Below are 21,279 nucleotides of genomic sequence, written 5' to 3'. Positions count from 1 at the left end.
AGGGAGTATTATTATGTCAATCGATTGGAATTGGGGCATCTTTTTGCAAGCAGCCCCCTTCGGCAATACGACTTATCTAGGCTGGTTGATAGCAGGATTTCAGGTAACAATCGCCTTATCTATCTGCGCCTGGATTATCGCTTTCATTGCCGGTTCACTGTTCGGCATTTTACGTACTGTTCCCAATAAAATATTATCTGGGATAGGTACCTGTTATGTTGAGCTTTTTCGTAACGTACCACTGATAGTTCAATTTTTTATCTGGTATCTGGTTGTACCTGAACTACTGCCAGAAAAAATCAGCCTATGGTTTAAAACTGAACTAGACCCTAATATCCAGTTTTTCATCTCATCCACTGTCTGTTTAGGTCTTTTCACTGCCGCACGGATGTGTGAGCAGGTCCGCGCCGCCATACAATCATTACCACGAGGTCAGAAAGCAGCGGGGCTGGCAATGGGGTTAACCCTGCCACAAACCTATCGCTATGTTCTATTACCAAATGCTTACCGAATCATCATTCCACCAATGACTTCAGAAATGATGAATCTGGTAAAAAACTCGGCTATTGCCTCTACTATTGGTTTAGTAGATATGGCAGCACAGGCAGGTAAGCTACTTGATTACTCAGCACATGCTTATGAAACATTTACGGCCATTACACTGGCCTATATCACAATCAATCTGGTGATTATGCTTGCCATGCACTTGCTTGAGAAAAAAGTACGTTTACCGGGTAATATTGGAGGTCAATAAATGTACGAGTTTGACTGGAGTTCGATTGTCCCCAGTATCCCATTTCTGCTACAAGGCTTAGTCATTACAGCAAAAATCACTATTATTGCGGTTGTTGTTGGTATTCTCTGGGGAACCGCGCTGGCCGTTATGCGGCTCTCTTCGGTAAAAGTACTGAGCTGGTTTGCCACTTTATATGTCAATCTGTTCCGTTCTGTACCATTAGTTATGGTACTGTTATGGTTCTACCTGATTGTGCCTAGCCTAGTGCAGAATGTTCTGGGGATTTCTCCGAAAACAGATATTCGTTTAATTTCAGCTATGGTTGCATTCGCCTTTTTCGAAGCGGCTTACTATTCAGAAATTATCCGGGCAGGAATTCAGAGTATCTCCCGTGGGCAATCTTCGGCAGCATTAGCATTGGGTATGACGCCAATGCAAAGTATGAGACTGGTTATCCTGCCTCAGGCATTCCGTGCGATGACTCCGCTATTACTGACACAGGGGATCGTACTGTTTCAAGACACCTCATTGGTGTATGTGCTCAGTCTAGCGGACTTTTTCCGTACTGCGGCAAATATCGGTGAGCGTGATGGCACTCAGGTCGAAATGATCCTATTTGCTGGTTTGGTTTATTTTATTATTAGTATTGCCGCATCTATGCTGGTTAACTATTTGAAGAAAAGGACTGTTTGATGATCTCCCTGAAAAATGTATCCAAGTGGTATGGCCCATTTCAGGTTCTCACTAACTGCTCAACTGAAGTTAAAAAAGGTGAAGTAGTTGTAGTCTGTGGCCCTTCTGGCTCCGGCAAATCCACCCTGATAAAAACGGTTAATGGTCTGGAATCCATCCAACAAGGTGAAATTTTGGTCAATGACATTAAAGTCAATGATAAAAATACCAATTTGGCGCAATTACGCTCCAAAGTCGGCATGGTGTTCCAGCATTTTGAGCTGTTCCCACATCTATCCATCATTGAAAATTTAACTCTGGCTCAAATTAAAGTGCTTAACCGCGATAAAAAAGCAGCTGAAGAAAAAGGGTTAAAATTACTTGAACGTGTTGGGCTTGCCAATCAGGCCAATAAGTTCCCGTCACAACTTTCCGGTGGCCAGCAGCAACGCGTGGCAATCGCTCGTGCATTGTGTATGGACCCTATTGCCATGCTGTTCGACGAACCCACTTCCGCACTCGATCCTGAAATGATCAATGAAGTACTCGATGTCATGGTTAAACTAGCAGACGAAGGTATGACTATGATGGTTGTTACTCATGAAATGGGCTTCGCCCGTAAGGTAGCCAATAGGGTAATCTTTATGGATGAAGGAAAGATTGTTGAAGACAGCAAAAAAGAAGATTTCTTTGCAAATCCGAAATCAGATCGTGCCAAAGAATTTTTGGCTAAAATTCTTCACTAGTATTTATCATTCCCGGTGGTGGTGCCTGTCGCCACCGGATTTTCCCTCAGAACCCTCTGTTGCTTATGTATCAAATCAGATATGCTATGCCGATCTCATATTTTATTCATTAAATTATTGCTACAAAACGTAGCTTTTTACTCACCATAGGATCATCGGTGCCATGCAAGAACAATATCGTCCAGAAGATATAGAGCCGCAAGTTCAGCTTCACTGGCAAGAGAAGCAAACTTTCAAAGTGACAGAAGACAACAGCAAAGAAAAATATTACTGCCTGTCCATGTTACCTTACCCTTCTGGCCGACTACACATGGGCCATGTACGCAACTACACTATTGGCGATGTTATCTCCCGCTACCAACGTATGCTTGGTAAAAATGTCCTGCAACCTATTGGTTGGGATGCATTTGGCCTACCCGCAGAAGGCGCAGCAGTAAAAAACAACACTGCACCAGCCCCGTGGACCTATGCCAATATTGAATACATGAAAGGTCAATTGAAAACGTTAGGCTTCGGTTACGACTGGGATCGCGAAGTCACTACCTGCACCCCAGAATATTATCGTTGGGAACAGTGGTTCTTCACCAAATTGTATGAAAAGGGTCTGGTTTATAAAAAAACCTCCGCCGTTAACTGGTGTCCTCACGATCTGACCGTTTTAGCTAATGAACAAGTGGTCGATGGCTGCTGTTGGCGCTGTGACACTAAAGTTGAACGTAAAGAAATTCCACAATGGTTTATCAAAATCACTGCTTATGCCGAAGAGTTACTAAATGATCTGGATACTCTGGAAGAATGGCCTGAGCAGGTCAAAACCATGCAACGCAACTGGATTGGTCGTTCCGAAGGCATAGAAATCACTTTTGATGTGGCTGATAGCCAGGAAAAACTGACCGTCTATACCACTCGTCCTGATACGTTCCTAGGCGCTACCTATGTTGCAGTTGCTGCCGGTCATCCTCTGGCAAAACAAGCAGTAGAGATTAACCCTGAATTGGTTGCTTTCATTGATGAGTGCCGTAATACCAAAGTTGCAGAAGCAGATATGGCAACAATGGAGAAGAAAGGAATGGCAACAGGTATGTTTGCTATTCATCCATTGACCAAAGAGAAAGTAGCAATCTGGGTTGCAAACTTCGTCCTGATGGAATACGGCACCGGTGCTGTCATGGCAGTTCCCGGCCACGATCAACGCGATTGGGAATTTGCGACAAAATATAACCTGCCAATGAAAGCCGTTATTCTGGACAATGAAGGTAATGAACCAAATGTTCATGAAGCCCCCGTAACGGATAAGAATGTCCTCTTTAATTCCGGTGAATTTAACGGCCTGAATCACGAAGCCGGTTTTAATGCCATTGCTGATAAACTGGTGGAAATGGGCGTAGGTAAACGCAAGGTCAACTATCGTCTGCGTGACTGGGGGGTTTCCCGTCAACGTTACTGGGGCGCTCCTATTCCAATGGCAACACTGGAAGATGGCACGGTTGTTCCGGTTCCAGCAGATCAACTGCCAGTTATTCTGCCAGAAGATGTCAAAATGGATGGCATCACCAGCCCAATTAAAGCTGATCCTGAGTGGGCAAAAACCACTATCAACGGTCAGCCCGCATTGCGTGAAACAGATACCTTCGATACCTTTATGGAGTCTTCTTGGTACTACGCTCGCTACACTTGCCCGGATTATGATAAGGGCCTGCTCGATCCAGCAGCAGCTAATTACTGGTTGCCAGTGGACCAATACATCGGCGGTATCGAACACGCCATCATGCACTTGATGTACTTCCGTTTCTTCCATAAATTGATGCGTGATGCAGGCATGGTCAATTCCAATGAACCAGCTAAGCGTCTGTTATGTCAGGGAATGGTTCTAGCAGATGCCTTTTATTACATTGGCAAAAACGGTGAAAAAATCTGGGTATCCCCAGCTGATACCCATGTTGAGCGTGATGATAAAGGCCGTATCATTAAGGCAACAGACAAAGAAGGTCATGAACTGGTTTATACCGGCATGAGCAAAATGTCTAAATCCAAAAACAACGGTATTGACCCACAATTGATGGTAGAAAAATATGGCGCCGATACCGTTCGCCTATTTATGATGTTCGCAGCCCCACCAGAACTAACTCTGGAATGGCAAGAATCCAGTGTTGAAGGGGCCAATCGCTTCCTGAAACGTGTTTGGCGCCTAGTTTATGAACACAGCAGCAAAGGGACAACTCAACCGCTGGACATCACAAGCTTGAGCGTGGAACAAAAAGATCTGTTCCGTGATCTACACAAAACCATCGCTAAAGTCACGGATGATGTAGGTCGCCGCCAGGCATTCAATACTGCCATTGCTGCGATCATGGAATTGATGAACAAACTGACCCGCGCATCACAGGAAACTGATCAGGATCGTGCTCTGATGCAGGAGGCTTTGCTGGCAGTTGTCCGTATGTTGTCCCCAATAATCCCACATGCTTGTTTTATTATGTGGCAAGCTCTAGGCGGTAAAGGTGATATTGATATAGCGGATTGGCCACAGGCTGATGAACAAGCCATGGTTGACGACACAAAATTGGTAGTCATTCAAGTTAATGGTAAAGTGCGTGGCCGTGTTACTGTACCGGCAGATGCGACTAAAGAACATGTTCATGATATGGCTGCAAAAGAATATGGAGTGGCGAAATATCTTGAAGGCGTCACTATTCGTAAGGTCATCTACGTACCAGGCAAATTGCTGAATCTGGTCGTCGGCTAATAAAGGAGGCAATGTGCAGCATCGTATTTTAACGTTGTTGCTGGGGTTAGCGGTGCTGGTCACCGCTGGCTGCGGTTTTCATCTGCGTGGTACCACGCAGGTACCACAGGAACTCAAAAAGCTGCAATTAGCGAGTAGCGACCCATACGGGCCACTGACTCGTTCTGTGCGCCAGCAACTTCGTCTGAATAACGTCACCATCCTTGAAAATGGCAGCGCCGAAATCCCTGTTCTGAGGTTAATTAACTCTTCTGAAAATAAAGATACTGTCTCTGTTTTCCAAGATGGTAAGGCTGCTGAACGCCAATTAACCCTATATGTCAATGCACAGGTTGTTATGCCAGATGGTAGCGTCTATCCGCTCCAATCCAGGGTTGACCGTTCTTTTTTCGATAACCCGTTAGAAGCACTGGCGAAAGATGCTGAAAACGAGATTATCAATCAGGAAATGCGTGAACAGGCTGCCCGTCAGTTAGTACGCCAGTTACTGACCGTGCACAGTGCAGAAGAACAAAAAGCCAAGGAAAAACAGGCTGGACAGCAAACTGTACAAGCACAATGATCAAACTCTATCCCGAACAACTGATTTCGCAGCTCAATGAAGGGTTGCGAAACTGTTATCTAATATGGGGCAATGACCCCCTGTTATTACAGGAAAGTCAAGATCATATCCGCAGAGCCGCTGAACAGCACTCTTTCACGGAACACTTCACTTACACCTTGGATAATCATACCGAATGGAATGAAATATTCAGTATTTGCCAGTCATTAAGCCTATTTGCCAGCCGTCAAACACTCACTTTACTGCTGCCGGAAAATGGCCTTAACACAGTCATGGCTGCACAATTGGTAAAACTGGAGGGATTGCTTCACTCCGATATGCTACTGATATTACGCGGTTTAAAATTAACCAAAGCACAAGAGAACAGTAACTGGTTTAAAACATTAGGAAAAAACGGGGTTTACATCAGTTGTCAGACACCCGAACTGAACCGTCTGCCTCAATGGGTCGCACAACGGGCCAAAACCATGAAACTGACTCTAGAAGAACCAGCCAATCAATTACTGTGCTACTGTTATGAAGGAAACTTACTAGCCCTAACCCAGGCACTTGAGCGGCTCTCTCTATTATACCCAGATGGTAAACTGACTTTACATCGTGTTGAAAATGCCGTAAATGACGCGGCTCACTTCACACCTTATCACTGGGTAGACTCGCTATTATTAGGAAAGGCAAAACGAGCCTGGCACATTCTGAAACAGTTAAAACAGGAGGATTGTGAGTCTGTTATTCTGCTGCGTACTGTACAACGTGAACTACAACTGTTACTGACATTAAAGCGTCAAAGCCCCACAATCCCCATGAAAACTCTGTTAGATCAGCATCGGGTATGGCAAAACCGTCGAGCATTACTGACAAGTGCACTACAACGTCTCACTCAACATGATTTGCAGCGAGCAATTCATTTACTTGTACAGATAGAGCTCCGAGTTAAACAGGATTACGGCCAGTCCGTCTGGCCAGATTTAGAAACACTTTCCATGTTGTTATGTGGAAAAACACCACCTGAGAGCTTTTTTAATGCCTCATACCATTAACTCTACTTGCCCAACACAATTCGTTATTCACGCATTATTTGGTGGAACATTTGACCCAATCCATTATGGGCATCTGCATCCAATCGAAACTCTGGCGCATCAAATTGGCCTGAAACGAGTGGTTCTGTTACCAAACCATGTTCCCCCTCATCGGCCACAACCAGAAGCTACAGCACAACAGCGACTTGAAATGGTACAACTAGCAACACAGGGCAATCCACTGTTTACAATCGATACCCGCGAACTGGAACGGATCTCCCCTTCCTACACAATCGACACATTGGAGTCATTCCGTCAGGAATTTGGTAAAAGGCAATCAGTGGCATTTATCATCGGTCAGGACGCTTTGTTATCACTACACACTTGGCATCGTTGGTCAGAACTACTGAATATCTGCCATTTACTGGTCTGTGCTCGTCCTGGTTATCAAACCCAATTTTCGACAACTGAAATGCAACAATGGCTTACGCGACACCAAATCTACGACCCAACCTTACTTAACAGCAAACCTAACGGTTATATCTATCTGGCAAACACACCACTATTGCATATCTCAGCAACAGATATCCGGCAACGCCACCAGCAAGGGCTAAGTTGTGATGATTTGCTCCCTCCTTTGGTACAAAAGTATATAAATTCACAGGGGTTATATCGCCAATAGCGAAATCTGGCCCGATTAGTCATTTAGTTGGCTTACCCTCGAGTGGCCCGGCATGCTATTATTCGGCGCTATTTGATCAATTTGATAAAAAATAAGGATGAACCTTTTGCAAGGTAGAGAACTCCAACAATTTGTTATTGATAAACTTGAAGACTCCAAAGCACAAGATATTGTTTCTCTGAATGTTCACGGGAAATCCAGTATTACCGATTGCATGATTATCTGCACCGGGACTTCCAACCGCCACCTGATGTCTGTCGCAGATAATCTGGTTGGTGACTGTCGTGCGAGTGGCCTGACCCCACTTGGCGTTGAAGGACAGGGCGTATCCGACTGGATTGTCGTAGACCTCGGTGAAGTTATCGTACACGTCATGCAGGAAGAGAGTCGCCGCATGTATGAACTTGAAAAACTCTGGAGCTGAGTTTGAAGCTGCAATTAGTTGCTGTAGGTACGAAAATGCCGGACTGGATACAGGCCGGCTTCATGGATTATTTACGTCGTTTCCCTAAAGATATGCCATTTGATCTGGTAGAAATTCCTGCCGGGAAACGGGGTAAAAATGCTGATATTAAACGCATTCTGGAGAAAGAAGGTGAACAGATGCTGGCAGCTGTCGGCAAAAGTAACCGGATTGTCACCCTAGACATTCCAGGCTCTCGTTGGGAAACACCTCAACTGGCTCAACAACTTGAACATTGGAAACAGGATGGAAGAGATGTCAGTTTGCTGATAGGCGGGCCAGAAGGTCTTGCACCAGCATGTAAAGCTGCGGCAGAACAAAGCTGGTCATTATCACCTTTGACCTTACCCCATCCTTTGGTCCGGGTTTTAGTTGCAGAAAGCCTGTACCGGGCATGGAGCATTACCACCAATCATCCCTATCACCGGGAATAATTTGGTTACCAACGGATAAAAGTGAATTCTGGCAATGGGATGAAGAATAAACGTACCCCTTTTCGTGATTATACGGCTGAATCAGCCCTGTTTGCCCGCCGCGCATTGGTGGCGTTTATCATCATCCTGGTACTGACGGGTATCCTGATTGCCAATCTTTACCATTTACAGATCACTCGCCACGAAGACTACCAAACCCGTTCAAACGAAAACCGTATCAAACTGGTTCCAATCGCGCCAAGCCGCGGTATTATTTATGACCGTAAAGGCACACCATTGGCGCTCAACAGAACAATCTACCAGTTGGAAGTCATACCTGAAAAGGTCGAGAACCTCCAGCAAACACTGAATGATCTACGGGATGTTATCGATCTGACTGACGAAGACATTGCCAACTTTGAAAAAGAACGTAAGCGCTCGCGCCGTTTTACCTCCATTCCACTGAAAACTTCACTGGATCACATCCAAGTAGCACGTTTTGCCGTTAATCAGTACCGTTTCCCTGGTCTCGAAATAAAAGGCTATCAACGCCGCTTCTACCCTTACGGTTCAGCCCTAACTCACATCATTGGCTATGTCGCTAAAATTAATGATAAAGACGTAGAACGGCTGGATAAAGAAGGCATTTTGCCTAATTACGCGGCTACACATGATATCGGCAAACTCGGCATTGAGCGTTATTATGAGTCTGTTTTACATGGAAAAACCGGTTATGAAGAAGTCGAAGTCAATAATCGCGGCCGGGTGATACGTCAATTACATGAACAGCCGCCACAGGCCGGGCAGGATATTTATCTGACTATCGATCTTGAGTTACAGATCTATATTGAGAAACTACTCACCACCAGCCGCGCAGCCGTCGTTGTTAGTGATCCACGCAATGGGGAAATTTTAGCGCTGGTATCTAACCCAAGCTATGATCCAAACCTATTCGTAAATGGAATATCCAACAAAAACTATCAGGAATTATTAAATAATCCTGACCGACCACTTATTAATCGTGCGACTCAAGGGATTTATCCACCTGCTTCAACTGTAAAACCTTTTATTACCGTTGCAGCACTGAGCACAGGCGTTATCAATAAGAATACCACCATTTTTGATCCGGGCTGGTGGCAATTACCAGGTTCAGAAAAACGCTACCGTGACTGGAAACGCTGGGGGCATGGCAGTCTCAATGCATATAGATCCATCGTGGAATCTGCAGATACTTTCTTCTATCAGGTTGCCTATGACATGGGAATTGACCGATTATCTGAATGGATGATTAAGTTTGGTTATGGTGAATACACCGGTATTGACCTATCTGAAGAACGCACAGGTATCATGCCTACCCGTGAATGGAAACAAAGAAAATATAAAAAACCTTGGTATCAGGGAGATACTATTCCTGTTGGTATCGGCCAAGGATACTGGACAGCAACACCAATTCAAATGGTGAAAGTGCTAACAACCTTAATTAATGACGGTAACGTAAAAACACCGCATTTGCTGCTGGGTAAAAAACTGAAAGGTGAGATGATCCCTTATCAACAAACAGAAAATATTCAGATAGGTGATATTCACTCAGGACACTGGGAGCTAGCCAAAAGCGGTATGTATGGTGTTGCCAACCTGCCAAACGGTACCGGCCACAAAAGTTTTACTAAAACTCCTTATAAAGCAGCTGCCAAATCAGGAACAGCACAGGTCTATAGCTATGAAACTTACAATGCTAGTAAAATTGCTGAGCATTTACGGGATCACAAACTAATGATTGCCTTCGCTCCTTATGAAAACCCGACAGTAGCCCTTTCTATTATTCTAGAAAATGGGGGTGCTGGCCCGACAGTGGGAACCCTTGTTCGCCAAATCCTCGACCATGTACTGTTAGGGGATAACAACACAATATTACCGGATGCGGTCCCAACACCATCCAGAACAGAAAATAATTGAATGATGCCATGACAGAAAACCAGAAAAAGGTTCCTCTCTGGACCAGATTACACATCGATCCACCACTGTTGTTATGCATTCTCGCACTGCTAATATACAGCGCTTTTGTTATGTGGAGTGCCAGCGGTCAAGATATGGGGATGATGGAGCGCAGAATAGGCCAAATTGGTGCCGGATTGGTTGTCATGATAATTATGGCGCAAATCCCACCAAGGGTTTATGAGGGATGGGCACCTTATCTATATATTGTTTGTGTCATTTTGCTAATTTTTGTTGATGCGTTCGGACAGATCAGTAAAGGAGCGCAACGCTGGCTCGATCTAGGTATTATCCGTTTTCAACCTTCTGAGATTGCCAAGATTGCTGTGCCACTGATGATAGCCCGTTTTATGAACCGCGATTTGTGTCCACCATCGCTAAAAAATACAACTATCGCTCTGATACTGATTTTCCTGCCAACTTTACTAGTCGCTGCCCAACCAGACCTCGGCACTTCAATTCTGGTCGCATCTTCCGGCCTGTTTGTCCTATTTCTTGCAGGAATGAGCTGGCGGCTGATTGGTATTGCAGCCCTGTTATTAGCCTGTTTTATCCCAATTCTATGGTTCTTTCTGATGCATGGATATCAGCGCGATCGGGTAATGATGTTACTTGATCCAGAAACTGACCCTCTAGGAAAAGGCTACCATATCATTCAATCAAAAATCGCCATTGGCTCCGGTGGCCTATCAGGTAAAGGTTGGTTACTCGGGACACAATCTCAATTGGAATTTCTTCCAGAACGTCATACAGACTTCATATTTGCCGTACTCTCGGAAGAACTTGGTTTAATCGGTGTTCTACTGTTACTAACATTATATTTGTTATTAATCATGCGCGGGCTGGTCATCGCTACCAGAGCACAGAATACTTTTGGCCGGGTCATGGTTGGTGGCCTGATGTTAATTCTGTTTGTTTATATATTCGTCAATATCGGCATGGTAAGCGGCATTCTACCTGTGGTAGGGGTTCCACTGCCATTTGTTAGTTATGGTGGCTCAGCATTGATCGTCTTAATGGCTGGTTTCGGGATTATAATGTCGATTCACACACACCGAAAATTATTGTCTAAAAGTTTATAGAGAAGAGGTTTCAATGCGTCAACACTGGCTTATACTCGGCATACTTGCAGCTTTGTTATCCGGCTGTACCACTCCTAACGAGCAAAAATCTCCCCCGTTACCAGCGGTACCAACGCAAGACGTTCTGGGGGCTGAACCTCGCTATGAGCCTTATCATCCTGGCGCCAATAATGATTATCAGATGAACGGACATATTTATCATATTGTGCAAGACCCATCCCAGTTCAGTGAAACGGGTTATGCCAGTTGGTATGGAGCAGAACACAATGGCAAAATGACAGCAATTGGTGAACGTTTTAACCCCTATGCACTGACAGCCGCCCACCCAACACTGCCAATTCCAAGTTATGTTCGCGTGACCAATTTAAGTAATGGCCGTATGATGATTGTCAGAGTTAACGACCGCGGTCCTTATAAACCTGGACGAATTATCGATCTATCGAAAGCTTCTGCTGAACGCCTGAACCTGACTCAAAGTACCAAAGTCAAAATTGATTTTATTCAGGTTGCTCAGGATGGTTCTGTATCTGGTCCCGGTACTGTTGGCAGCCAGATAGTTAAACAGAGTTATGCTCTGCCTGGCAGACCAACTCTGACAACAAGCCCACTAGGAACGCCCAGAATAGAAAACGCTCCTGATCAAACTGGCAGCCGACAGTTGACTGATCAGCCAGTGGAACAGACACAACTATTGGCTATACAACCAAAAGCTACTGAACAACTACCTGCAATAAAGCTACAACCACCTAAGCCTGTTACAGACAGCACCTTGGCAACAGCAGCACAAACAAGCGCCTCAGCAAGTGGCTTTATGGTCCAAGTCGGTGCCGTTAGCAGTGAGCAACGGGCAAAAGAATGGCAACAAACGTTAGAACAACGCTTTAATGTTCAAGGACGTGTAATTCAATATAGCAATGTTTATCGTGTACAATTAGGGCCATTCAACAATCGCCAGCAAGCTACCGATTTGCAACAGAAACTGGCTGACCAGATACAGCAATCTTCTTTTATCGTCAGTCCTTAACTATCCTCTTGCTGATACCTAGGTTTTGCGCAGATATCAGCAAGCGAGGTAAAAAAACGTAAACTTGGGGCCTGTCAAAATTTGCCAATGTTAGTATTTTTTTTCATTTGCTATGATGTGGCCCGATATCAACCTTTTCTCACGGATGTTGTCCAATCGACCATGAAATACACAACCACTTCTCGTTTTATAAAAAGCGTCACCTTGGGTATTGCGCTGGCAATGAACGTTTCTGCCTTTGCCAATGGGAACGATGTAAACCTGAAAACGATGATCCCAGGTGTGCCCCAGATTGATGCTGAAGCTTATATTCTTATCGACTACAACTCAGGCAAAGTTCTGGCTGAAATGAATGCAGATTCACATCGTGACCCTGCCAGCCTGACAAAAATGATGACCAGTTATGTTATTGGTCAGGCAATCAAATCAGGCAAAATTGGGCCAAATGATATGGTCACCGTTGGTACTGATGCATGGGCAACAGGTAATCCGGTATTTAAAGGCTCTTCCCTGATGTTCCTCAAACCTGGAGATCAAGTCTCAGTTTCCATGCTATCCCGTGGTATAAATTTGCAATCCGGTAATGATGCTTGTGTTGCAATGGCAGATTATGTTGCTGGTAGCCAAGAGTCGTTTGTTAATCTGATGAATGGCTACGTAAAATCACTTGGCTTACAGAATACGAATTTCAAAACTGTTCATGGTCTGGATGCGGAAGGCCAGTATAGCTCTGCCCGTGATATGGCATTGATTGGTCAAGCGCTAATCCGCGATGTTCCCGAAGAATATGCTATCTATAAAGAAAAAGAATTTACCTACAACAACATCCGTCAGACAAACCGCAACGGTTTGTTGTGGGATAAAAGCCTAAATGTAGATGGTATCAAAACCGGTCACACCAATGCAGCAGGTTATAACTTAGTCGCTTCTGCAACTGAAGGTGATATGCGTCTGATTTCTGCGGTACTAGGCGGTCACACTTATAAAGGACGTGAGACAGAAAGTAAAAAACTGCTAACCTGGGGTTTTCGTTTCTTTGAAACCGTTGCTCCACTGAAAGCTGACAAAGAATTTGCCTCTGAACCTGTCTGGTTTGGAGACAGCGATAGGGTTCAGCTAGGCGTTGATAAAGATGTTTATCTGACTATTCCCAGAGGACGTTTGAAAGATCTGAAAGCCAGCTATGTCATGAATGATACTGAATTACATGCCCCACTAGCGAAAAATCAAGTTGTCGGTACGATCAACTTTCAACTTGATGGCAAGACCGTTGAACAACGTCCTTTGGTTGTCATGAATGAAGTGAAAGAAGGCGGTATTTTCAGCCGTTTTATCGACTATATCAAACTGCTGTTTCATCATTGGTTTGGCTAATCGTTAAACCTAAAGCAGAAACCCACCGAAGCGAGTCAGGCAACAGCCTGACCGCAATAAACATCCCTGTGATTTAAGGCGGGGAAAACATTAATTTTACAGAAAAGACTGACCATACGTATTGCAAAAAGCAAACCAGGAGCGCCCATGAAAACGAAATTAAATGAACTGCTTGAGTTCCCTTGCTCATTCACCTACAAAGTGATGGGTTTAGCTGAACCTGAGTTAGTTAATCAGGTCGTTGAAGTGGTTCAGCGCCACGCGCCGGGCGATTACTCTCCACAAGTTAAGCCAAGCAGCAAAGGTAACTACCACTCAGTATCCATTACTATCAATGCTACTCACATTGAACAAATAGAAACCTTGTATGAAGAGTTAGGTAACCTTGAACTGGTACGAGTAGTGTTGTAACACAAACCCAAACAATCCCCTGTAATTTCTCAGGGGATTGTTTTATTTATCAGAAGCACCACAGTTTAGAGTGTACTAAACTGGTGAGAATCTCTTCTGAAGGTTATACTGGCTAAATCTTATAGCGACCAAATGAAGTCTCAATTGCAATATAAAACAATTTTCTTACGCCAATTAGGAATACAACCTTACGAGCCGATTTCTGATGCAATGCATTTGTTTACTGAGCAGCGAGATATTAACACACCCGATGAAATCTGGCTGGTACAGCACCCAAAAGTATTTACTCAGGGGCAAGCAGGTAAAGCTGAGCATTTGCTATCTCCCGGTGATATTCCGATTATCCAATCCGATCGTGGTGGACAAATCACCTATCATGGTCCTGGTCAGCAAGTTATGTATGTTATGATTGACATCAAACGTGCCAAAATAGGTGTACGACAACTGGTTACAGCGATAGAGGACACTGTCGTTAAAACACTTGCTCACTTTAGTGTGAAAGCCTATGCCCGACCGGATGCTCCTGGTGTTTATGTCGACGAAGCCAAAATTTGCTCCCTCGGATTACGAATACGCAAAGGCTGCTCTTTCCACGGGCTAGCACTTAATATTGCAATGGATTTAGAACCATTTCTACGAATTAATCCTTGTGGCTATGCTGGCATGAAAATGACTCAACTCAGCGAATTAGTCCCTGGAATTACTATTGAGCAAGTGCAACCGATTTTGGTAGAGACATTCTGTCAGCAGTTGGGATTTAAACTGAATAGCTAAAGATGATATAATTTTTTAATATTTTCAAAAATTTTTTAATTGATTTATCACGCAGTGGGCTGAAGATAAATCTCAACCTGATGAATTTAACACTGGAACCAGCACGATTATGAGTAAACCAATTCAGATGGAACGCGGAATTAAGTACCGCGACGCAGACAAAATGGCGCTGATCCCTGTCAAAACAGTGATTACCGAACGTACAGAAATCTTGCGTAAACCTGAGTGGATGAAAATCAAACTTCCTGCGGATTCCAGCCGCATTCAGGGTATCAAATCTGCTATGCGCAAGAATGGCCTGCATTCCGTTTGTGAAGAAGCTTCCTGCCCCAACCTAGCTGAATGTTTCAATCACGGTACAGCAACTTTTATGATTCTTGGCGCAATTTGCACCCGTCGTTGCCCTTTCTGTGATGTTGCCCATGGCCGCCCAATGGCTCCTGATGCCAACGAACCAGTAAAACTGGCACAAACCATTAAAGATATGGCACTACGCTATGTCGTTATCACCTCCGTTGACCGTGATGATCTGCGTGACGGCGGTGCTCAACACTTTGCTGACTGTATTTCTGCTATCCGTGAAAAGAATCCATCCATTAAAATCGAAACCTTGGTCCCTGATTTCCGAGGACGCATGGATCGTGCCCTTGAAATACTAACAGCGACACCGCCGGACGTTTTTAATCATAACCTGGAAAACGTACCACGGATTTACCGCCAGGTACGCCCTGGCGCAAATTATGAGTGGTCACTGAAATTACTCGAAAAGTTCAAAGAAGCCCACCCTGATATCCCAACTAAATCTGGTCTGATGGTGGGTCTCGGTGAAACAAATGAAGAAATTCTTGATGTTATGCGTGATCTGCGCCGCCACGGTGTCACTATGCTGACTCTGGGCCAATATCTACAACCCAGCCGCCACCATTTACCAGTACAACGCTACGTCAGTCCACAAGAATTTGATGAAATGAAAGAAGAAGCACTGGCGATGGGATTCACCCATGCGGCTTGTGGACCATTTGTTCGTTCTTCTTATCACGCTGATTTGCAAGCCAGAGGTGAAGAAGTTAAATAACCATAAGCCTAATTATGCTTAATATTATTCTGGCCGTATTTATCGGCGGAGGTTTAGGTAGTGTATTACGTTGGTTTATCAGCCTCCGCCTTAATAATATTCCGATTAACATCTCAATTGGCACCCTGACCGTCAATTGTATTGGTGCATTCATTATCGGGCTGGGATTGGCATATTTTAATAGAGCCACATATCTTAATCCGGCCTGGAAATTAATGCTAACTACCGGCTTTTGTGGTGGCTTAACAACGTTCTCTACTTTTTCTGTCGAAATTGTTTATCTATTACTAGATGGAAAACTAGGATGGGCGCTGGGAACCGTTTTGCTTAATCTTTTTGGATCACTACTAATGACAATTTTAGCTTTCGTATTGATGGGTGAGTTTTAAATTTCATTACACATATCGCAAGAATCAAAAAAAACCCGTTGAAACAACGGGTTTTCGAAATACGGAGTTAAAATCAGATAGCGACAACGTTTACAGCAGATGGACCTTTAGCGCCGTCAGTGATTTCAAACTCTACCTTTTGGCCTTCTGCCAGAGTTTTAAATCCGTTACTCTGAATAGCAGAGAAATGCACGAATACGTCTTTGCTACCATCTTCTGGAGTGATAAACCCGAATCCTTTAGATTCATTAAACCACTTAACGTTACCTTTAATTTTTGACATCAAACATACCTTTAACGTGAAATAAGACACAAAACCTGTGTCGCATACAGTACAGCAAATAAATTGGTTCACTGTCTACAACCAAGATCACGAAAAGCATAATAAAATACGATAGATGTCATCTTTATTTAGTTTTGCTGCTAAATAATGCACATATATAAATATTCTATAACCATCCCTGGTCTTTTATCAGGCAATTCATCAAACAAGCAAACTGTTATGCTTTTTCATGCTCTAATAACCAGCTTTTAATATTTAAGCCGCCGGTATATCCAACTAATTTGCCATCATGCCCAATAACACGGTGACAAGGCACAATTAATGAGATTGGATTACGAGAATTAGCCATTCCCACTGCACGACAATAGTTCGCTGAACCTAATGCCAACGATAATTGCTTATAACTCCACACTTCTCCAAACGGGATTTTACATAACTGCAACCATACACGTTGTTGGAATTCCGTTCCCTCAGGGTTGAGTGGAACAGAAAACTCAGTACGTTTACCCGCAAAATATCCCCGTAGCTCTTTCACGCACTGTTTAGTAATATCATTTTTCACTTCAGGCGCTGTTTTTTCATCAACAAAATATAGACTGGTCACTCCCTTATCATCCGCAGTGATATGAACATACGGTTTAGGAAATCCTTTAGGTGTCTCAAAATACTGATGATACATAACCACCTCCCTTGAAAAAATATAAGTCATTATTGAGATTAGAGTAAATCGTCTTTTCAATAAATTGCAATGATGAATTCAGTTGCTCCCTTACCACCGACTAGAAAGCTTAAGCTTTCCTGAAGAGGAAAAAAGCTTTCCAATCACAAGGAATAATTGACGCTGTAATTTTGACAATGGTCATTCAACATAGAATTGACACCATATATAGTGTGGTTGAAATAAAAATACACTATATATAGCATAGTTCAAATTGGTACCTTTTAGAAAATTATTACTAATGAACCAAACTTTGTCACTACATGCCCACAAACTGGAAAAGGAGTGCTTAATGTGCATTACTATTTATAGCAAACCTGACTGCGTACAATGCAGCGCAACCTACCAAGCCCTAAACCGAAGAAACATTCCTTATCAGATTGTTGACTTAACCAAAAATCCTCAGGCTTTAGCTATTGTTCATGCCCTGGGCTATCAGCAAGTTCCCGTGGTCATCGCAGGCACACAGCACTGGGTAGGATTCCGCCTTGATAAAATCAACACGTTAGCCGAGAATCTGTAGGTTTATTATGAAGATGAATCCGCTAGTCTACTTTTCAAGTTCATCAGGTAACAGCCATAGATTTGTCCAAAAATTGAAAATGCCAGCTCTTCGTATTCCGGCAGACAAATCAGTTAGCCCACTAAACGTAACCTCTCCTTACATTTTGCTGACACCAAGTTATGGTGGTGGCGATGCTAAAGGCGCTGTCCCTCCACAAGTGATTCGATTTCTAAATATTGCCGAAAACCGAGCGCTAATTCGGGGAGTTATAGCCGCCGGAAATACAAATTTTGGCGAAGCTTATGGCATTGCCGGACGGATAATTTCGGAAAAATGCCGGATACCACTCCTATATCGTTTTGAGTTAATGGGCACCGAAGAAGATATACAACGAGTACGCTGGGGTATTCAAAGCTTTTGGCAACACTACTCACCAGAGAATATACAATCATGACTTCAAAAATTAACAAACAGCGGGATTACCACGCTCTAAATGCCATGCTAAATTTGTATGACAGTGAAGGAAATATTCAGTTTGATAAAGATAAACTGGCCATTTATCATTATTTCCATCAACATGTAAATCAGAATACGATCTTTTTCCATGATCTAAAAGAGAAACTGGATTTTCTCCAACAAGAAGGATATTACGAAACAAAAGTACTGGAGCAGTACGATTTTGCTTTTATTAAAAAGCTCTTTCAGCAAGCCTATAGCAAAAAATTCCGCTTTCAAACCTTTCTGGGTGCATTCAAATATTACACCAGCTATTCTCTGAAAACCTTCGATAATAAACGCTACCTAGAACGTTATGAAGATCGAGTATGCATGGTTGCTCTGACTCTGGCTCAAGGCAACCAGACACTGGCTTGTCGCTTGGTCGACGAAATCATCAGTGGCCGCTTTCAGCCAGCGACACCAACTTTCCTTAATTGCGGTAGAAAACAACGAGGAGAGCTGGTTTCTTGTTTCCTGCTTCGCATTGAAGACAATATGGAATCTATTGGGCGTTCAATCAATTCAGCATTACAGCTTTCAAAACGTGGTGGCGGTGTCGCATGTTTACTCAGTAATCTACGAGAAGCGGGTGCACCGATAAAAATGATTGAAAATCAATCATCAGGTGTCGTTCCTGTAATGAAAATGCTAGAAGATGCATTTTCTTATGCCAATCAGCTTGGCGCACGTCAGGGTGCTGGTGCTGTTTATCTCAATGCTCATCATCCTGATATTCTCCATTTTCTGGATACAAAACGGGAAAATGCTGACGAGAAAATCCGTATAAAAACACTCTCTCTTGGCGTTGTTATTCCTGATATTACTTTTGAATTGGCTAAAAACAATGAAGATATGTATCTGTTCTCACCTTATGATATTCAGAGAGTTTATGGTGTGCCAATGTCTGAAATTAGCATTACAGAAAAATATGCTGAAATGGTGAATAATCAACACATTCGTAAATCAAAAATCAACGCCCGTGAATTTTTCCTAACATTAGCGGAGATCCAATTCGAATCCGGTTATCCCTATATTATGTATGAGGATACTGTGAATCGTGTTAACCCAATTAAGGGCCGAATTAATATGAGTAACTTATGTTCCGAAATTCTGCAAGTTAACAGCGCTAGTGAATATGCAGATGATTTAAGTTACCGCTATATCGGCAAAGACATTAGTTGTAATCTGGGATCAATGAATATCGCTCATACAATGGACTCACCTAATTTTGCTCTTTCAATTGAAACCGCTATCCGCGCTTTAACCGCCGTATCAGATATGAGTCATATTCGTTCTGTACCTTCCATCGAAAAAGGAAATCAAGATTCTCATGCGATTGGTTTAGGTCAAATGAATCTGCACGGCTATCTGGCAAGGGAAAGAATTTATTATGGCTCTGAGGAGGGAATAGATTTCACAAATATTTATTTCTATATCGTCGCTTATCACGCTTTACGTACTTCAAACCAAATCGCAATTGAACGCAATTGTTACTTTAAAGGTTTTAAAGATTCTCGTTACGCCAGCGGTGAATTTTTCAATAAATATACGGAAAGATCCTGGCAACCTCAGACCCAAAAAGTCTGCCAGTTATTTGAACAAGCAGGAATCGTTATTCCTAATCAACAAGACTGGCTTGAACTAAAAGCCTCAGTTATAACCCATGGTATTTATAATCAGAATCTTCAGGCTGTTCCTCCCACAGGTTCTATTTCATATATCAACAATTCAACATCAAGTATTCACCCGATTGTCTCCCGCATCGAGATCCGTAAAGATGGTAAATTAGGGAGAGTATATTACCCTGCCCCATTTATGACTAACGATAATCTTGAATATTACAAAGATGCCTACGAAATCGGGCCGGAAAAAATTATTGATACTTACGCCGCAGCGACTCAACATGTTGATCAGGGATTATCACTGACACTTTTCTTCAAAGATGACGCCACAACCCGCGACATTAATAAAGCGCAAATTTATGCCTGGCGTAAAGGGATCAAAACACTTTATTACATCCGATTGAGACAAATAGCTCTGGAAGGTACAGAAGTACAAGGTTGTATTTCATGCTCATTGTAAAATTAATGCTGGAAATTTATTATGATTAACAATCCTATATGTGCAATTAATTGGAATCGGCTTAAGGATGACAAAGATCTAGAAGTTTGGAATCGGCTAACAACCAATTTTTGGCTACCAGAAAAAGTGCCATTATCTAATGATATTCCCTCATGGAACACACTGACCGCAGAAGAGAAAAAGTTAACAATCCGGGTATTTACCGGATTGACTCTACTAGACACTATTCAAAATACTGTCGGCGCTCCGGCATTGATGGAAGATGCATTGACACCCCATGAAGAAGCTGTGATGTCCAATATTAGCTTCATGGAAGCGGTTCATGCACGATCCTACAGTTCTATCTTTTCAACATTATGCCTAACCGCCGATGTAGATGATGCTTATTACTGGAGTGAAAACAACCTAGCATTGCAGAATAAAGCTAAAATTATCTTAAATTATTATTGTGATAGCCATCCATTAAAGAAAAAGGTAGCCAGTGTTTTTCTGGAATCATTTTTATTCTATTCCGGATTTTATTTACCTATGTATTGGTCAAGCCGAGGAAAATTAACAAATACAGCGGATTTGATCCGACTCATTATTCGTGACGAAGCTATTCACGGTTATTATATTGGGTATAAATTCCAACAATCATTAAATAAATATCCTAATTCCGAGAAAAAAGAAATTAAAGACTTTACATTTTCATTATTATTTGATTTATACGAAAACGAAATAAAATATACAGAAGATCTTTATGATATTGTTGGCTGGACAGAAGATGTTAAAAAATTCTTACATTATAATGCAAATAAAGCATTAATGAACCTTGGGTATGAAGCCCTATTTCTCTCAGAAATGACAGACGTCAGCCCGGCAATATTGTCCGCATTATCACCTGGAGCAAATGAAAACCATGATTTCTTTTCTGGCTCAGGTTCATCATATGTTATCGGTAAAGCAGTCAATACAGAAGATGAAGACTGGGATTTTTAAATAAAATGACTTTATTTTATATAAAATATTTCAAATGCCAGATAGCCATAAT

The 21,279-nt window shown here is 42.8% G+C and carries 23 protein-coding genes; 21 read left to right on the top strand and 2 right to left on the bottom strand.

All coding sequences use genetic code 11. The features are described 5' to 3' along the window. Positions 1–13 precede the first annotated feature (13 nt). From BDD30_RS22135 to crcB, 17 genes are all read left to right on the top strand, one after another. Complete coding sequence (locus tag BDD30_RS22135) at positions 14–754, top strand: amino acid ABC transporter permease (RefSeq protein ID WP_015835274.1); 741 nt, start codon at positions 14–16, stop codon at positions 752–754. Then, on the top strand, positions 755–1,429 hold the full coding sequence (gltK, locus tag BDD30_RS22130; RefSeq protein WP_015835275.1) for a glutamate/aspartate ABC transporter permease GltK: 675 nt from the start codon (positions 755–757) through the stop codon (positions 1,427–1,429). It abuts the gene before it with no gap. Next, complete coding sequence (locus tag BDD30_RS22125; RefSeq protein ID WP_015835276.1) at positions 1,429–2,154, top strand: amino acid ABC transporter ATP-binding protein; 726 nt, start codon at positions 1,429–1,431, stop codon at positions 2,152–2,154. The genes gltK and BDD30_RS22125 overlap by 1 nt, the downstream gene beginning before the upstream one ends. A 163-nt stretch (positions 2,155–2,317) precedes the next feature. Continuing rightward, entirely contained in the window at positions 2,318–4,900 is a 2,583-nt protein-coding gene (gene leuS / locus BDD30_RS22120) for a leucine--tRNA ligase (RefSeq protein ID WP_015835277.1), read from the top strand. A gap of 13 nt (positions 4,901–4,913) precedes the next feature. Beyond that, positions 4,914–5,462, top strand: a complete 549-nt coding sequence (lptE, locus tag BDD30_RS22115) for an LPS assembly lipoprotein LptE (protein WP_015835278.1) — start codon at positions 4,914–4,916, stop codon at positions 5,460–5,462. Then, positions 5,459–6,499 (top strand): DNA polymerase III subunit delta, encoded by a 1,041-nt coding sequence (gene holA / locus BDD30_RS22110; RefSeq protein ID WP_015835279.1) that lies wholly within the window; start codon positions 5,459–5,461, stop codon positions 6,497–6,499. The genes lptE and holA overlap by 4 nt, the downstream gene beginning before the upstream one ends. Further along, positions 6,483–7,160 (top strand): nicotinate-nucleotide adenylyltransferase, encoded by a 678-nt coding sequence (gene nadD / locus BDD30_RS22105; protein ID WP_015835280.1) that lies wholly within the window; start codon positions 6,483–6,485, stop codon positions 7,158–7,160. Before holA ends, nadD begins: the two co-directional genes overlap by 17 nt. Before the next feature lie 97 nt (positions 7,161–7,257). After that, a complete protein-coding gene (gene rsfS / locus BDD30_RS22100; protein WP_015835281.1) occupies positions 7,258–7,584 on the top strand; it encodes a ribosome silencing factor in 327 nt (108 codons plus the stop codon). A gap of 2 nt (positions 7,585–7,586) precedes the next feature. Next, positions 7,587–8,057, top strand: a complete 471-nt coding sequence (gene rlmH / locus BDD30_RS22095) for a 23S rRNA (pseudouridine(1915)-N(3))-methyltransferase RlmH (RefSeq protein ID WP_015835282.1) — start codon at positions 7,587–7,589, stop codon at positions 8,055–8,057. A 39-nt stretch (positions 8,058–8,096) separates the two neighbouring features. Further along, positions 8,097–9,992, top strand: coding sequence for a peptidoglycan DD-transpeptidase MrdA (gene mrdA / locus BDD30_RS22090; protein ID WP_015835283.1), 1,896 nt, complete (start codon positions 8,097–8,099; stop codon positions 9,990–9,992). An 8-nt stretch (positions 9,993–10,000) separates the two neighbouring features. Beyond that, on the top strand, positions 10,001–11,113 hold the full coding sequence (mrdB, locus tag BDD30_RS22085) for a peptidoglycan glycosyltransferase MrdB (protein WP_015835284.1): 1,113 nt from the start codon (positions 10,001–10,003) through the stop codon (positions 11,111–11,113). Between the two features lie 13 nt (positions 11,114–11,126). Beyond that, positions 11,127–12,137, top strand: a complete 1,011-nt coding sequence (gene rlpA, locus BDD30_RS22080; RefSeq protein ID WP_015835285.1) for an endolytic peptidoglycan transglycosylase RlpA — start codon at positions 11,127–11,129, stop codon at positions 12,135–12,137. A 162-nt stretch (positions 12,138–12,299) separates the two neighbouring features. Then, entirely contained in the window at positions 12,300–13,511 is a 1,212-nt protein-coding gene (gene dacA / locus BDD30_RS22075) for a D-alanyl-D-alanine carboxypeptidase DacA (protein ID WP_041382921.1), read from the top strand. Between the two features lie 147 nt (positions 13,512–13,658). Then, entirely contained in the window at positions 13,659–13,922 is a 264-nt protein-coding gene (gene ybeD / locus BDD30_RS22070) for a DUF493 family protein YbeD (RefSeq protein WP_015835287.1), read from the top strand. A gap of 132 nt (positions 13,923–14,054) precedes the next feature. After that, positions 14,055–14,696, top strand: a complete 642-nt coding sequence (gene lipB, locus BDD30_RS22065; protein ID WP_015835288.1) for a lipoyl(octanoyl) transferase LipB — start codon at positions 14,055–14,057, stop codon at positions 14,694–14,696. Between the two features lie 109 nt (positions 14,697–14,805). Continuing rightward, positions 14,806–15,771, top strand: coding sequence for a lipoyl synthase (gene lipA, locus BDD30_RS22060; protein WP_015835289.1), 966 nt, complete (start codon positions 14,806–14,808; stop codon positions 15,769–15,771). A gap of 14 nt (positions 15,772–15,785) precedes the next feature. Then, entirely contained in the window at positions 15,786–16,160 is a 375-nt protein-coding gene (crcB, locus tag BDD30_RS22055; RefSeq protein ID WP_015835290.1) for a fluoride efflux transporter CrcB, read from the top strand. A 73-nt stretch (positions 16,161–16,233) separates the two neighbouring features. Here crcB and cspE read toward each other — a convergent pair whose 3' ends face one another. Next, positions 16,234–16,443, bottom strand: a complete 210-nt coding sequence (cspE, locus tag BDD30_RS22050; protein ID WP_021323071.1) for a transcription antiterminator/RNA stability regulator CspE — start codon at positions 16,441–16,443, stop codon at positions 16,234–16,236. A 217-nt stretch (positions 16,444–16,660) separates the two neighbouring features. Then, a complete protein-coding gene (locus BDD30_RS22045; protein WP_041382258.1) occupies positions 16,661–17,122 on the bottom strand; it encodes a methylated-DNA--[protein]-cysteine S-methyltransferase in 462 nt (153 codons plus the stop codon). A gap of 331 nt (positions 17,123–17,453) precedes the next feature. Between BDD30_RS22045 and nrdH the strand changes: the two genes are divergently transcribed. Genes nrdH through nrdF form a run of 4 tightly spaced genes read left to right on the top strand, consistent with a single transcriptional unit; the run spans position 17,454 to position 21,227 of the window. Next, positions 17,454–17,684 carry a glutaredoxin-like protein NrdH gene (gene nrdH, locus BDD30_RS22040; protein ID WP_015835293.1) on the top strand — a complete coding sequence of 77 codons (231 nt, stop codon included), beginning with the start codon at positions 17,454–17,456 and terminating at the stop codon, positions 17,682–17,684. Positions 17,685–17,697: 13 nt separating this feature from the next. Continuing rightward, the gene (gene nrdI / locus BDD30_RS22035; protein WP_041382923.1) at positions 17,698–18,120 is read left to right on the top strand and encodes a class Ib ribonucleoside-diphosphate reductase assembly flavoprotein NrdI; all 423 of its coding nucleotides are present in this window, start codon (positions 17,698–17,700) and stop codon (positions 18,118–18,120) included. Next, the gene (gene nrdE, locus BDD30_RS22030; protein WP_015835295.1) at positions 18,117–20,246 is read left to right on the top strand and encodes a class 1b ribonucleoside-diphosphate reductase subunit alpha; all 2,130 of its coding nucleotides are present in this window, start codon (positions 18,117–18,119) and stop codon (positions 20,244–20,246) included. Before nrdI ends, nrdE begins: the two co-directional genes overlap by 4 nt. 21 nt (positions 20,247–20,267) lie before the next feature. Next, positions 20,268–21,227 carry a class 1b ribonucleoside-diphosphate reductase subunit beta gene (gene nrdF / locus BDD30_RS22025; protein ID WP_015835296.1) on the top strand — a complete coding sequence of 320 codons (960 nt, stop codon included), beginning with the start codon at positions 20,268–20,270 and terminating at the stop codon, positions 21,225–21,227. Positions 21,228–21,279 lie beyond the last annotated feature (52 nt).

The sequence above is a fragment of the Photorhabdus asymbiotica genome (assembly GCF_003634575.1).
Classification (GTDB): domain Bacteria; phylum Pseudomonadota; class Gammaproteobacteria; order Enterobacterales; family Enterobacteriaceae; genus Photorhabdus; species Photorhabdus asymbiotica.
The sequence above is the reverse complement of the archived record's forward strand: the minus strand, read 5'-3'. Positions and strand labels throughout refer to the sequence as shown.

Excerpts from the sequence above, each read along its gene's own strand:
- BDD30_RS22135 (WP_015835274.1), top strand. The coding sequence starts at position 14 with ATGTCAATCGATTGGAATTGGGGCATCTTTTTGCAAGCAGCCCCCTTC.
- gltK (WP_015835275.1), top strand. The coding sequence starts at position 755 with ATGTACGAGTTTGACTGGAGTTCGATTGTCCCCAGTATCCCATTTCTG.
- BDD30_RS22125 (WP_015835276.1), top strand. The coding sequence starts at position 1,429 with ATGATCTCCCTGAAAAATGTATCCAAGTGGTATGGCCCATTTCAGGTT.
- leuS (WP_015835277.1), top strand. The coding sequence starts at position 2,318 with ATGCAAGAACAATATCGTCCAGAAGATATAGAGCCGCAAGTTCAGCTT.
- holA (WP_015835279.1), top strand. The coding sequence starts at position 5,459 with ATGATCAAACTCTATCCCGAACAACTGATTTCGCAGCTCAATGAAGGG.
- nadD (WP_015835280.1), top strand. The coding sequence starts at position 6,483 with ATGCCTCATACCATTAACTCTACTTGCCCAACACAATTCGTTATTCAC.
- rsfS (WP_015835281.1), top strand. The coding sequence starts at position 7,258 with ATGAACCTTTTGCAAGGTAGAGAACTCCAACAATTTGTTATTGATAAA.
- mrdA (WP_015835283.1), top strand. The coding sequence starts at position 8,097 with ATGAAGAATAAACGTACCCCTTTTCGTGATTATACGGCTGAATCAGCC.
- mrdB (WP_015835284.1), top strand. The coding sequence starts at position 10,001 with ATGACAGAAAACCAGAAAAAGGTTCCTCTCTGGACCAGATTACACATC.
- rlpA (WP_015835285.1), top strand. The coding sequence starts at position 11,127 with ATGCGTCAACACTGGCTTATACTCGGCATACTTGCAGCTTTGTTATCC.
- dacA (WP_041382921.1), top strand. The coding sequence starts at position 12,300 with ATGAAATACACAACCACTTCTCGTTTTATAAAAAGCGTCACCTTGGGT.
- ybeD (WP_015835287.1), top strand. The coding sequence starts at position 13,659 with ATGAAAACGAAATTAAATGAACTGCTTGAGTTCCCTTGCTCATTCACC.
- lipB (WP_015835288.1), top strand. The coding sequence starts at position 14,055 with ATGAAGTCTCAATTGCAATATAAAACAATTTTCTTACGCCAATTAGGA.
- lipA (WP_015835289.1), top strand. The coding sequence starts at position 14,806 with ATGAGTAAACCAATTCAGATGGAACGCGGAATTAAGTACCGCGACGCA.
- crcB (WP_015835290.1), top strand. The coding sequence starts at position 15,786 with ATGCTTAATATTATTCTGGCCGTATTTATCGGCGGAGGTTTAGGTAGT.
- cspE (WP_021323071.1), bottom strand. The coding sequence starts at position 16,443 with ATGTCAAAAATTAAAGGTAACGTTAAGTGGTTTAATGAATCTAAAGGA.
- BDD30_RS22045 (WP_041382258.1), bottom strand. The coding sequence starts at position 17,122 with ATGTATCATCAGTATTTTGAGACACCTAAAGGATTTCCTAAACCGTAT.
- nrdH (WP_015835293.1), top strand. The coding sequence starts at position 17,454 with ATGTGCATTACTATTTATAGCAAACCTGACTGCGTACAATGCAGCGCA.
- nrdI (WP_041382923.1), top strand. The coding sequence starts at position 17,698 with ATGAATCCGCTAGTCTACTTTTCAAGTTCATCAGGTAACAGCCATAGA.
- nrdE (WP_015835295.1), top strand. The coding sequence starts at position 18,117 with ATGACTTCAAAAATTAACAAACAGCGGGATTACCACGCTCTAAATGCC.
- nrdF (WP_015835296.1), top strand. The coding sequence starts at position 20,268 with ATGATTAACAATCCTATATGTGCAATTAATTGGAATCGGCTTAAGGAT.